Raw genomic sequence first — 13,586 nt, 5'->3', positions numbered from 1 at the left:
TCGGTGCGGGAGCTAATCAGTGCGGGACGCTGAACACCACGTCAACGAAGTAGTTTGTAGCGTTCCAGGAATTCACGGGCATCGCGCCTCCGGAGCCGTACATGTACAGGCCGTTACTGCCAGCGCTCACGCTCAACGGGCCCTGCGTAAAAGCAGTGGCGAAGAATGCGCCAGTTGAGGAATAGGCGCCGTTGGGGGCGTAGTAGGAAACCGTGTAGCTGCCTCCTGCCGTCAGGGACACCGGGGTAGCAAGAACAGCCGTTTGCCATCCCGAAGTTGTTTCATTGGTGAAGTTAGCCGTGGCCAGCCGGTTTCCAGCCGAATCCCACAGGGACCCCGTGTGGGCCCCATTATTGCCAATTCCCTTGAAGAAGCGGATGGCAGTAACGGAACCTGCCGTTGCGGGCGTAAAGCTAACGCCCAGTTCAATGGCCGAGCTGTCATCAGTATTGGACAAAACATCCGGCGTCAAGGATCCAAAAAGGCTGCTGCTGGTGCTGTTCGCGGCCACTGTCCTAAACGTCCAGCTCGTTGCGGCTAGCGCAGCGCCCTGAGCCGAAACAAGGTTATCCAAGGAAACCGTGATGGCGGAGTCCGGAGGCAAAGCGGCAGCAGGGGTGAAGTTGAGAGTCTTACCGGAATTACTGGCCGTCACAGTGCCCGCTACGGGACTTGTCCCGGCCAGTACAGTCACGGAGTAGCCGGCTGCTGGGGGGCTGGAGAACGTGGCGGAGAGGGCCGAGGTGACAGGCTGATCCAGCGCCCCAGAAACAGGCACTGTCGATAGTAGCTGCAGCGGCAAAATTGTGGCTACTGGTTCGAAGCTCACATCAACCAAGTAACTACTGGAGGAAGTCTTACCCGGGAAATCGGAGGTATAGGAGTACCGCCCCTGACCAGCAGAGACGTGGAGCGGGCCCACAGAGACATCGTTGCCGTAGCCGCCTGGACTGGCGGAATAAGTGCCTACCGGGTTCGTGTAGGCGGCAATGTACTCTGCCCCGGCCGAGACAGGCACGGGGCTGGCCAAGGTCAGGGTCTGCCACCCGGCAGAGTTTTCTCCAGAAAAGGTGCCGCTGCCAAGAACTGCACCAGCGAGCGAGTACAGCGTGCCCTGATGAGTTCCGCTGTTGCCCGGTCCTTTGTAAAACTTGATGGCGGTGATTTTGCCATTGGTGGCGGGGCTGAACCTTACGCCCAATGACAGGGGAGTTCCATCGGCAATGGAGAGCACGGCGGGTGTGGCACTGTCCTGATACAGGCTGCACGGGCACGCGCCTACTGCGGTGTCAGCATTGGCCGTGGTGATGGTCCACGAGGCACCCTCCGCAACATTCTCACCCGTGGTAGCCGTGGCGCTGAGCGTTGCTGTGTAGCTTGTGGCATTGGACAGCGCGGCCGACGGCGTGAAGGTGGCCCGGCGGGATCCGGGGTCGTAGCTGGTTGTCCCTGCAACGCTCACCCCCGCGGCAGTTTTGAGCGCGATGGCAACGGTATTCGCAGTGACAGCTTTTGAAAGCACCGTGCTGAGTGTTGTATCAACAGGCACGCTTCCCGCACCCGCAATGGGCTGCTGGTTTCCGGCGCTCAGTGGCGTAAATACAGGGTTGAACACCACATCGACAAGGTAGCTGCTAGAGGAGCTGTTGGTGGGGAAATCAGAGGTGTAGGAGAACCGCCCCTGCCCGGAGGGGACATGGAGAGGGCCACTATTAGAGTCATCGGCGTAGGCTCCCGGAGTTGCAGAGTACGTGCCTTCAGGGTTCGTATAGGCGGCAATATATTCAGTTCCGGCCGTGACCGGAACGGGAGAGGCAAAGGTGGCGCTCTGCCAGCCGGTAGTGCTTTCGGCAGTAAACGTGACGGTGGCCAACACGGCGCCGTTGCTGCCGTATAAGGTGCCGGTGTGCGTGCCGGTGTTACCTGGGCCCTTGTAGAACTTAATCCCATCGATGGTTCCCTTGGCTGTGGGGCTGAACTTCACACCCAGCGCCAAGGGAACACCATCGGCGATGGCGAGCACGGCGGGTGTGCTGCTGTCTTGATACATGCTGCAGGGGCAGTTGCCAGCCGTAGCATCCGGGAGCACCGTTTTGAACTGCCATGTCTTTCCCACTGACACGGGCATGCCATTGCTGCTGGCTGAGATGGTGGCTGTGTAGCTGGCGTTTTGTGCCAGTGCCGTGGCCGGTGTGAACAACGCAATGCGCGTTGCCGGGTTGTAGCCCGTAGTTCCAGTAACGCTGGCACCGGCCGAGGTTTTCAGCGAGATGTTGACGGACGCTGCATTGACATCCTTGGACAGTACAGCACTGACCGCCGTGGTGACGGGCACGCTGGATGCGCCATTGGCGGGTTGCTGTGCGGTGGCTGACAAAGGAGAGTTGTCGGTGCTTTCAAAGACGGCGTCCACAAAGTAGTTGCTGCCTTCGTAGCTGTCGGTGGGGAACTCTCCGGAGGTGTTGTACACCCCCGCAGCCGGTGAGCCGAAGCCACCTGCAATACTGAGCGGGGCTGCCGTGGTGCCTCTGTAGTCCCAGAAACCGCTCTGGTAGGAGTAGCGGCCCTTCGGGGCAAGGTAGGAGACAACGTAGCTTTGCCCGGCGAGTACCTGGACCGGGGATACGAAGGTGGCACGTTGCCAGCCACTGCCACTTTCAGCGGTGAAGGTGGCCGTGGCCAACTGGGCCCCTGAGCTACTCCAAAGATAGCCGGTGTGAGTTCCCGTGTTAGCTTCACTCTTATAAAAGCGCACCCCGGAAATGAAGCCATTCTGGTTGGGTGTGACGCGCATCCCCAACATCAGCGAACCGTTGTCCCCGGAGTCCACTGTGGCGGGAACCGTTTGGCCCAGAGCGCTATAAGGACCGCCCACCTGGAGGTTTATCTGGGTGGGTGTGCCTGGATAGTTGGCGCTGTCATCGATGGCCCGTGCCATCAGTGCCACTGTGCCCACTCCGTGTTGGATGTAGCTGTAGCTCCAGTTGGTGGTCCCCGTTGCCGGATGCCAGCTGATTCCGCCGTCGCTTGAAAGTTCGACGCCGGCCACCACCCCGCCGGTGTCACTGGCGGTTCCGGTGACGGTGACCTTGGCACCGTTGGCGATGGCGGTCCCGTTAGTTGGAGAAGTGATCACGGCTACGGCCGGTGTTGTATCGGTGCTCTTGCTGGCGGCGTTCAAGGCGGGGTCTCTGGTTGCCGGTTGCGCCCCCATATCGGCCAATAAGTTTAGTTGTGCCTGACGCATCCGGACATCGGCAGGTGCCCCGTCGCCGTCGTGCGTTGCATCCAAACCCCACGACCACTGAACGGACCCCGCGGAGAAGATCAATGCCCCAGCAGAGTTCTTGTACAAGGTGATGTTGTGTGTGGTGGTTCCGGGCTGCACCAGATTGCCGTAGTCCATGAGGTATTGGGGTGTTGGCCCCACAGTGGTGGACAGGCGGATCAATCCTTGGGGCCGGAAACCATTATCAATGTCCTCATTGGATTCATAACCTACGGTGTGGGGAGCCAAGGCGGCCTGGGTTCCGGGGGCCAGTTGGGTCAATGAGGTGTTGCGCCACAAGCGGGTCTTGCCTTCCGCTGCGGAGACAGTGACCGGAAGGTCAGTGTAGTTGGACATGTAGATGGTGCCGCTGAGCGCATTTTCTGGGATGCCGCCGCCATTGGCGGGTGAGGCAAAGCGGGGGTCACGCCACGTTCCCGTCCACTGATTGCTCGGATCTATTTTGCTGTTGGACCAGGTCTCCTTATAGGAAGTGATAGTGCGGTAGTTGCTGTTGTCCGTGGTGGACGGCTCGTAGCGCGTGCGCCAGTAGTCATCATTGCCGGAGAGGAATTGGAGGTTGAGACCAGCGTTGGCGGCTGCCTCAATGTTGCTGCGCTGGGCACCTGACCAGTATTCGTCATGGCCTACCGATAAGAACACCTTGTGGTTGCTCAGGAGCGAGCCGTACCTGTCAGTGTCCACACCGGATTGGTAGGCAACGTCATAGCCGTTTTGTTCTAAGTAACGCACCATGGCATATTCGCTGGCGAAGTAGAAGTCACGTCCGTCAACGTCACCTCGTGTCACCACAGGACGGTTGTAGCTGATTTTGAAGGCCCGCCCTATGTCAGCACCTTGGTAAAAATCCGCGCCTCCGTAGGTGTTGTAGGCCTGCCAGGTGGGGTCTGAGGTCTGGAAAACAACGTCGGCATGGCTGGCATCATTGCGCACCACAAAAACTATGTGACTCCTGCCGCCATCATCCTTGCGGGTCAGCAGGGCCACATAGACACCGGAGACTGCCGTGCTGGGGACGTTCCAGGTTGCGGACAAGCCCCACGTGCCACAGTCATAAAGCTGGGTGCTGACATCGCTGAGGCACTGTGGCTGAATCTGCGGAAGCGGAGCAGAGGGGATGATCGAGTCAATCTTTCGGGCACCGAGCCCGCCGTAGAATCCCGTGCGGAAGATGTCGATGGAGTAGGCCTTGGCATCAGTTTTGATTTTGAACCCAATGCTGGAACCAACATTGACGCTGATGTCAGTGGAGAATCCCTGAATGGAGTCATCGCCCGCCCCGTTAATGTCCCAAACTTGCGGATCTGTGCCTGGTTTGGAGTTTTCACAGGAGATCAGGTTGCTGCCGGGCCCGCAGGACTCGGCAGCTGATGCAGCAGCCACAACACCGCTCACCAAACCGCTGAACGCTAGAGCCGTGGCAGCAATTATTGCCAGTACGTGGCGGTGTCTAAGACCGGTGACTGCACGTAGTTTCAAGTTCGGACACCTATCTCCAGCGGCATGCCCGCCACACAGGCAGGCATGAAATAAAGTCCCGCCACCGAAGTGATGGCGAAAACCTCTTTCACCTGTGACGATAGGGTGCACACGTTGGGCTAATCAAGAGATAAGGCCACAAACAAGTGGTGTGGACGCAAAAGCAAGTAGTTGTTAGCGAAAAATATGCGTCATTATTACAGAGTCCGCATCATTACAGAGCTCGGTAGTGCTCTGCCAATCGGCTCAGTCCCTCGTCTAAGGACACCGCCGGAGTCCAGTCCAGCACGGCCTGCGTGTTCCGTTGATCAAACCAGTGGGCTGTGGAGAGTTGTTCGGCCAGGAAGCGGGTCATGGGCGGTTCGTCGTGCACCCATCCACGCGCCCCTGCAACAGTCCAGGCCTTTTCAATGACCGAGCCTGCGCCGCGGGCTAACCAGCCAGGTATGGAATAGCCAGGAGCGGGCACGCCGGCAGCCGCACAGATCCCGGCAATGAGTTCACCTACAGGGCGGGGTTCGCCATTGGTGACCACCAGAGCCTGACCGTGAGCCTGATCCATCCGTTCAAGTCCGCGCACTATGGCCTCGGCGGCGTTGTCCACATAGGTGGTGTCGATGAGTGCGCGCCCGCCGTCCAAGAGCGGCAAGCGGCCTGTCCGCGCACGTTCCACCACGCGTTCCACCAGCTGAGTGTCACCTGGACCCCAGACAACGTGGGGACGGATGGCCGTGACCCGAAATGCCGGGGAGTTCTGCGCCAGGGCAATTTCCTCAGCCGCAGCTTTGGACCGGGCGTAGTGACCGCGGGCCAAAGCCGGGTTAGCTGCCCCCGCGGTGGCGCCCACAATGGAACTGCCAGAGTGTGCCACTGAGGGGGAGGAGACAAACACAAAATCCCGCACACCCTCATGCTGTGCTGCTCTCAGCAGCTGGCGTGTGCCAACAATGTTGGTGGCGAGAAACTCATTCCACTCTCCGGTAAAGGAGACCTTGGCCGCCAAATGTACTACGGCGTCCATCCCCGCTACGGCGCGTGCCGCAACATCGGGGTCAGCAATGGAGCCCTGAATCGATTCCCACGGGGCTTGGACGGCCCGGCGTTGCAAGCTTCGGACAAGGTATCCACGCTCATGCAGGAGTTGGGCCACAGCCCGCCCCAGCATTCCACTGGTGCCTGTGACGAGCACCTTGCGCTGTGGAGAACTCCCCACATTGTGCGCCGGGGCAGCATCACCGATCACGGCTGGCCGGCTTTTTGCCCTGCCAGCAACCGTGCGGCCCAGCGTGAGAGCTTCGCCCTGTCGATCTTGGAGTTGTGCCGCACATCTGTGGGCATGGCGTCAATGGTGATCACGGCAGCCAACGGAAGTCCCACGGACAACGCCGCAGCACGCACTGCCGCCGCGAGCGGGGCAGCTGCCAACCCTGGACGCTTGATGGCGGGAGCAGTTTCTACGATCGCCACGGCAGCCTGAGTCCCCATGGGTCCAACGCCAACAACGGCAGCACGGGCAACTCCGGGCACTTGTTCCACCGCCTGCTCGCACGCCACAGGTGTTTTGACGCCGGTGGGGGTTGTGAGAATGTGCTCCATCCGGCCCTCAACCCACAGCCGGCCCTGCGCATCCAGATGCCCAACATCGCCTGTGCGGTGCCAGCCAGGAATGGAGGTGCTGTGAGTTTGCGTGATCCACAGGCGGTCATAGCGTTCCTTGACGTGCGGAGCACGCACCAGAATCTCCCCGGTGACTTCGGCGGCGGTGGTGGGCGAAAGGTCAAGCCCTTGCGCCAGCACGGGCGCTATGGCAATGGCGGCGCCGCTGACAGGGGTTCCAACACACACACCATTGCCTGCCCCGGCCGCAAGAATGCCCGGTAAGTCAATATCGGTGACAGGCAGCGCTTCCGTCATACCGTAGGGAGTGTGCAGAGCCGCATTGGTGGTCAGCTCCTGCACCTGGGTGAGTAGCCGTTGACCCAGGGGTGCACCTGCCGAGAGGAGAAGTTCGACGCCGGCCAGCACCTTCCGCAGGGCAGGCGTGAGTTCCGCAGCGGTGGCCACCACGTTCACAAGCGCGGCGGGGGAGGCGAACACCACTGTTGCATCAATGGCAGCGGCAGCTTCGGCCAAGGCCTTGGCGGTCAAGGTGCGCGGGGCGGTGACATCCATGTCGGGAGTGACAGTGGTGGCGCCCAAGGCCGGGCCAAGAAGGGCAAAGGGTGCAAAACCGGCTACCAGTGACGTGCCCGCTTCAAGCCGGTAGGTGGCTTTAAGGGTGTCGCGCATGGCGGCCAGCCGGCGGTGTGTGTACAAAACACCCTTGGCCGGTCCGGTGGAACCGGAGGTGAACAGCACTGCTGCATCGGCATCCGGTGCGGGGGTGCTAAAGGTGCTCGCATACCCGGCCAACCGGGTCACGCGACCATTGGCCAGTAACTGCGGAACCGTGCCGGCAACCTTAAAGAGGGCTTTCTTGGCTGTTGCTGTGGCAGGTGGGAAATCTTCCGCGGCAATCCTAATGCCGGGCCAGTTGTACAGACGGGCACCAGCCAAAGCACGTTCAATCCCAATCAGGAAGTCAGGCCCGGCTCCCTTGATGGCGCGGCTGAGCCCCTTGGTGCCCAGCCCCGCGTCGGCCACCACAATGACGGCGCCCAGACGCAGGCAGGCGTAGATCAAGGTAGTTAGATTGATGCCCGGCGGCACCAGCAAACTGACCCTGTCTCCGGCCTTGACACCGAGTTCACGCAGTCCTGCCGCGAGATCGTCCACATCGCAGGAGAGCTGCGCCCAGCTCAGCGAACGTGTTCCGCCGTCGGCCAACATATCCACCACCGCGGTGCTGGTATCGGCAGTGCGGGCATCGAGCTCGGCCAGCATAGGGACATACTGCGTGTTCGTGCTGTCCTGGGTGGGGGCTTGCTCAAGGGATGCGGCTTGATCAGATGTCGGGAAACGCTGCGCCAGCCAGGTGAATGTTGGTGCCGCTATGTCACGATCTTCCTGGACCAGGTGGCTAGCACCTTCAAAACGGTGCACATCGGCGTGGGGCAGGCGCGTGATCAGATCTCGCAGGTATCGATCTGAGAAGACCGGGTCCTTGGGGCCCCACATCATCAGGGCAGGCACGCCTAGGGAACGGATATCAGAGGACACAGCATCCAGTGCAGCCCAGGACGGGTGCTCTGGCGTTGCCGGAATATCGGCCACAAAATTACCTACCCCGGTACGCCGGGCCACGGAGCGGTATGGGGCCATGAATGCTGCGCGGACCTCCGCGCTCAGGGTGGGCGCAGCGAGTCCGTGCGTGACACGCAAAAAGGCCGAAGTGGTGCTGGTGCCCCATTGGTGGACGGCGGGGTGTAGGGCAAGTTTTAGAGCTGGCGGAAGGGTGAAACCTGCCGGGTGCACGGCCGTGTTGGTCAGTACCACGGCGGCCAGCTGGTCCTTGTGCCGGGTGGCCCAGCCCAGGGAAATGATGCCGCCCCAGTCGTGTCCCACACTCACCACAGGCCCGGTAAGGCTCAGTGCGGCGGTGAAGTCAGAGAGGTCGTTGATGCGGTCCTCGAGGCGGCGGAAGGTGCCCGTGCGCTCGGAGAATCCCATATCCAGCTGGTCTACGGCGATGACGCGCCACGGGCCGCCAGCGGCAAGAGTTTCGGGGGAGGTAGCCCCGGCCAGGAGGGTGCGCCACAGATAAGACCACGTGGGATTGCCGTGCACGCACAGCAGGGTGCCTCGAGGGGCCTTGCCGGTGGCCAGCACGTCGGACTCATTGTCCAGGTAGTGCCATTGCCTGCTGGTGCCTACAGGATCAACGGCGGACGTGGACGGGACCGTGAGTACCTGCTGCCACGCTGGAGAGACGCCGGGCCATGGTTGGGACACGGCCGTGTGCTCGGAAGTCACTGCTACCACGCAATTTCCATCATGGCGGTGTTCAAGCCTGAGCCCACACCCATGCACAGGACCCGATCGCCACGGTTCAGGCTCTGGGATTCCTGCGCCAAGGTCATGGGCAGCGAGGCTGGGCCCACATTGCCCCATTTGGGGAATGTGATGGGCACCCGCCCCTTGACCAGATTCACGGCCTTGATGATGGCGTTGGTGTAAGAGTTGGAGACCTGGTGGGTGACGTAGCGGTCCATGGAGCGCCAGTCCCAGCCGTCGGTGTGGGCCTCATGCCAGGCATCAGTGACCAGTTCCAGACCATTGTCCAGCAGTCCTTTGGTGTCTGTGAACATGCCGTCAGGCCCGCCCACACACAGCTGGTGGTGCTGCGTGCCGGCACGGGAGACGCCGCCCACTATGCGGTGACCTTCGGGATGCAGATCTGCCGGGCCAATAACGGCAGCGGCCGCGCCGGAACCCAGCGTCAAGGTGGCGAATTCTTTGAGATAGTCCTCACGGGTGGAGGTTTCCGCGTTCAGACGGTTGAAGGTGTTTTCCTGCGTGGCCTGGGCGTCCTCGCCCGCCACCACCAAGGCGTACTTGATCTGGCCGGAGTCGATCATGTTCGCAGCCAAGGTCATTCCGTTGACGAAGCCCAGGCAGGCGTTGGCCACGTCAAAGTTCATGGCCGAGGAGGGTAGCCCCAAACCGTTGTGCACCTTCACGGCAACGGAGGGTTCAAGATTGCGTCGAGTGACGGAGGTATTGATCAGCAGGCCCACCTGGCCCGGTTCAATCCCGGCCTCGGCCAGCGCCTTGGCACCAGCCTCAATGGCGGCGTCGTCAAAGTCTGTGCCCGGGGCCCACCAGCGGCGTTCCTCCACACCGGCCACACGCTCCAAGAGTCGTTTGGAGAGGCGCAGACGTTTCAGGCTCGGGGCTAGACGGGCGTCGAAGTCACTGGATTTGACAACAATCGGAGCCTCAATGCTGGAAACAGCGAGCAAGGCGGTGTTGTGGTGACGAAACGTAGCGTTGCCGATCAAGTTCCAGCCTTTTTCTTAGGTATCAAGTGTTCAACGTCACCGGGAAAACCAGTGACTTTGCCTTGATATGTGCTAGAACGCCTGAGGACGGCACCCATACATATCAAGACCCACCCTTAACTATGCACCTTGAGGGGTGTTCACGCACATACGCCACAACGTATACACGGATCTAGGCGCCCGGGTGGGATGGGGAAATTCACGGTAGATTGGCCTGTGAGAAACACACCCGGCGCAGGAGAAGAAAACAGTTTGCATCTAAAAAGTCTTTCCGTGCGCGGATTCAAGTCCTTCGCGTCGGCCACCACTTTCGACTTTGAACCCGGTGTGACAGCTGTTGTGGGCCCCAATGGTTCGGGGAAATCCAATGTGGTTGATGCTCTTGCCTGGGTCATGGGGGAGCAGGGTGCCAAGACGCTGCGCGGTGGAAAAATGGAAGACGTTATTTTTGCCGGTACTTCCGGACGTCCGCCTTTGGGCCGCGCCCAGGTCTCACTCACCATTGACAACAGCGACGGCGCCCTGCCGATCGACTATGCCGAAGTCACCATCTCACGCACCCTGTTCCGTGCAGGCGGCTCCGAATACGCCATCAACGGGACCTCCTGCCGCCTTCTGGACATCCAAGAGCTCCTCTCCGATTCGGGGCTGGGCCGTGAAATGCATGTCATTGTGGGTCAAGGCCAGCTGGATAGGGTGCTGCACGCCACCGCTGAGGATCGCCGCGGCTTCGTTGAAGAAGCCGCCGGAATCCTCAAACACCGCCGCCGCAAAGAAAAAACTCTCCGCAAGCTTGATGCCATGGGCGCCAACCTGGCCAGGCTCAATGATCTGACGGGGGAGATCCGCCGCCAGCTGACACCTTTGGGCAAACAGGCGGCTGTGGCCAGGCGTGCACAAACCGTGCAATTTGATGTCAGGGACGCCAAAGCTCGCCTGCTGGCTGATGATCTTGTGAGCCTGACACAAACCGTGGCACGCGATGAAGCAGCAGAACTATCCCTCAAGAACCGCCGCGAACAGGTGGAGCGGGAACTACAAGCAGCCCGGGAGAAGCAGGCGGCACTGGAACAGGAAGCCGCAGCCGCCACACCCGTCCTGAACGCGGCACGGGATAACTGGTACCAGTTATGTTCCTCCCGCGACCAGCTCAAGGCGCTGGGAATGCTCGCCGCAGAACGCCGGCGTCATCTTGGAGCCACGGAGACGGCGCCGGACCCCAGCCGCGACCCGGACCGCTTGACTGAACAAGCAGCACGGTTGCGTGAAGAGGAAGCTGAGCTGGATCTTGCCTTGGAGGAGCGCCGCTACGGGTTAGAGACAGCCATGGAAATCAAGGAAGATGCCGAGGCTGCCGTGCGGGGCGAAGAGCAGCGAGTGCGGGATCAACTCCGTGCCACCGCCGACCGCCGCGAAGGCTTGGCCCGGTTAGCCGGTCAGGTTGCCTCCGCCCGCTCACGGGTCGAATCGGCTGAAGCCGAGATTGGCCGGCTGCACCACAGCAAGGCTGCCGGCGCCGAACGGCACACCCAGGCGGCGGCGGAGTTTGCCGCCCTCGAATCCCAGGTAGCCGGAGTAGAAGAGGGGGAGGAACGCCTCGATGCCGATTACGAGGACGCAGCCGCAGCCCTTGAGGAAATGGACACGGCGCTTGAGGCGCTCACCCGGGAGCAGCTGGCTGCCGAGCGGGCCCGCGAGTCCCTGACCGCCCGCCGCGATGCGCTTGCCGTGGGGCTGCTGCGCAAGGATGCCAGTGCCCAACTACTCGAAGCCCGCCCGGACGGTGTCATGGCCGCCATGGCTGCGCTCATCCGGGTGGTACCCAGCCATGAAAGCGCCATCTCTGCGGCCTTGAATGCAGCCTCCGAAGGGGTTGCGGTCACGGGACTTTCCGCGGCACTGTCTGCGCTGGAGCTTGTTAAAACGCACGAGGGTGGCCGGGTCACCCTGGTGCTCGCCGGGTCAGCCAGCCCTGATGAGCAGCCGGCGGAGCTGGTCCGATTGCAACAAGTGGCAGCTGCTGCCGCGGCTGCCATTCCCGGCGCGCTGCTGGGACGTGCACAGGCTGATGGCCCCGCGGAGCTGGCACAAACTCTCGACGCCTTGTTGGCAGGGGTTGTGCTGGTCCCCGATGCGGCTGCAGCCCAGGAAGTTTTGGCCCGGGATACTGCGCTGACGGCAGTCACGGCTGACGGTGACGTGTTCACCCAGTGGTGGATTCAGGGCGGCTCAGCCGTGGCCCCGTCGCTGCTGGAATTGCAGGCAGCGGTGGATGAGACTGAAAGTGCACTGGCGCAGGCAACGGCCCGCGGCGAGCAGTCCCGTTTTGCGCTCGCAGGCTTGCAGGGGCGCAGGGCCGCCCTGGCTCAAACTGCGGAAACCGCCCTGGCCGCACTCAACGAGTCCGACGCGCGGCTGGCAGCCGTGGCTGAACGTCTGGGCCTGCTGGGGGCCACGTTGCGTTCGGCTGCAGGAGAGTCTGAACGTCACGTCCAGGCCGTCCACGGGGCAACCGCCAACCTTGAACGCGAACAACACGCACTGACGGAGATAGCGGCACGGCTGGCCACAGCGCAACAGGCCCCGGCCGGCCTTGAACCGTCCATGGATGAGCGCGATTCCCTGGCTGCGGCAGCCACGGCTGCCCGCGCGGTGGAGCTGGAAACCAGGCTCTCGCTGCGCAGCACCGAAGATGCCCTCACGGCTACGCGCAACCGGGCGGCGGCGCTGGAACGGGCGGCCGCCACGGAGCGGGCAGCTCGGGAGCAGGCGGCGCAGCGGGCCCGGCGTCGGCTGTTCCAAGCGAAGAAGGCCTCCGCCGTGGCGCTGGCAAGCCACCAAGTTCTGGTGCTGGTGGAAGAGTCCATCGCCTTGGCCGAACAGGTCCGCGATGAGGCCGAGGAGCAGCGGGCGGGCCGTGACGTGGAATTGATGAGCGTTCGCAGTGCCACGGTGGAGGCTCAGAAGGAGCTGGCGCGGCTGACCGATTCTGTGCATAAGGACGAGCTGGCACGTGCCGCCCAGAAGCTGCGAATTGAAACGCTGGAAAACAAATCCATTGAGGAACTTGGGCTCAGCGTGGACCACCTCCTTGCGGAATATGGCCCCCACACGCTGGTTCCGCTGGGCCCCGGTGAGGTTACGGACAAATGGGCGGCACTGCGCATGGCCGTGGATGAGGACGGCAACCAAGTCCGTGAAGGAACCCCGTTTGTGCGCGACGAGCAGGAAAAGCGGCTCAAACGGGCCGAACGGGATCTGTCAGCCCTGGGCAAGGTCAACCCGCTCGCCCTGGAGGAATTTGCGGCGTTGGAGGAACGCCACCAATTCCTGTCCGCCCAGCTAGAAGACCTGAAGGCCAGCCGCCGGGACCTCATGGACATCATCAAGGAAGTGGACGCCCGCGTTGAAGAGGTCTTCACGGCCGCCTACGCGGACACGGCTATCCAATTTGAGCGCGTCTTTGCCCGGCTCTTCCCCGGCGGCGAGGGCCGCCTGGTGCTGACTGATCCCACGGAAATGCTGACCACAGGGATTGAGATTGAGGCGCGGCCCGCAGGCAAGAAGATCAAGCGCCTCTCCCTCCTCTCAGGTGGCGAGCGCTCGCTGACGGCCGTGGCGCTCCTGGTGGCCATCTTCAAGGCCCGGCCATCACCTTTTTATGTCATGGACGAGGTCGAGGCGGCGCTCGATGACACCAATCTGGGACGGCTCATCAGCATTCTTGAGGAACTGCGTGAATCCAGCCAGCTGATCATCATTACGCACCAAAAACGCACCATGGATATTGCTGACGCACTCTATGGGGTGTCCATGCAAGGCGATGGCGTCTCCACCGTCATCAGCCAACGTATGGACCGGGCTGCTGGAGCATAAAC

Annotated in this window: 5 protein-coding genes; 1 reads left to right on the top strand and 4 read right to left on the bottom strand. The window is 61.8% G+C overall.

Features of this window, described 5'->3' with window-relative positions; genetic code table 11:
* Positions 1 to 16: 16 nt before the first annotated feature.
* The 4 genes from ABIB48_RS13015 to ABIB48_RS13000 all read right to left on the bottom strand — a co-directional run bounded on the left by ABIB48_RS13015 (position 17) and on the right by ABIB48_RS13000 (position 9,708).
* Complete coding sequence (locus ABIB48_RS13015) at positions 17 to 4,768, bottom strand: DUF4082 domain-containing protein (protein ID WP_315913212.1); 4,752 nt, start codon at positions 4,766 to 4,768, stop codon at positions 17 to 19.
* 214 nt (positions 4,769 to 4,982) lie between these two features.
* Positions 4,983 to 6,011, bottom strand: a complete 1,029-nt coding sequence (locus ABIB48_RS13010; RefSeq protein ID WP_354213246.1) for an NAD-dependent epimerase/dehydratase family protein — start codon at positions 6,009 to 6,011, stop codon at positions 4,983 to 4,985.
* The gene (locus ABIB48_RS13005) at positions 6,008 to 8,689 is read right to left on the bottom strand and encodes an alpha/beta fold hydrolase (protein WP_354213244.1); all 2,682 of its coding nucleotides are present in this window, start codon (positions 8,687 to 8,689) and stop codon (positions 6,008 to 6,010) included. The genes ABIB48_RS13010 and ABIB48_RS13005 overlap by 4 nt, the downstream gene beginning before the upstream one ends.
* Positions 8,683 to 9,708, bottom strand: coding sequence for a 3-oxoacyl-ACP synthase III (locus tag ABIB48_RS13000; RefSeq protein ID WP_110107327.1), 1,026 nt, complete (start codon positions 9,706 to 9,708; stop codon positions 8,683 to 8,685). The genes ABIB48_RS13005 and ABIB48_RS13000 overlap by 7 nt, the downstream gene beginning before the upstream one ends.
* Positions 9,709 to 9,960: 252 nt before the next feature.
* Here ABIB48_RS13000 and smc point away from each other — a divergent pair, with 252 nt between their 5' ends.
* Complete coding sequence (smc, locus tag ABIB48_RS12995; RefSeq protein WP_354213243.1) at positions 9,961 to 13,584, top strand: chromosome segregation protein SMC; 3,624 nt, start codon at positions 9,961 to 9,963, stop codon at positions 13,582 to 13,584.
* The last annotated feature ends 2 nt before the right edge of the window (positions 13,585 to 13,586 follow it).

The organism is Arthrobacter sp. UYCu511, from assembly GCF_040547105.1.
GTDB classification, from domain to species: Bacteria; Actinomycetota; Actinomycetes; order Actinomycetales; family Micrococcaceae; genus Specibacter; species Specibacter psychrochitiniphilus.
The sequence above is the reverse complement of the archived record's forward strand: the minus strand, read 5'-3'. Positions and strand labels throughout refer to the sequence as shown.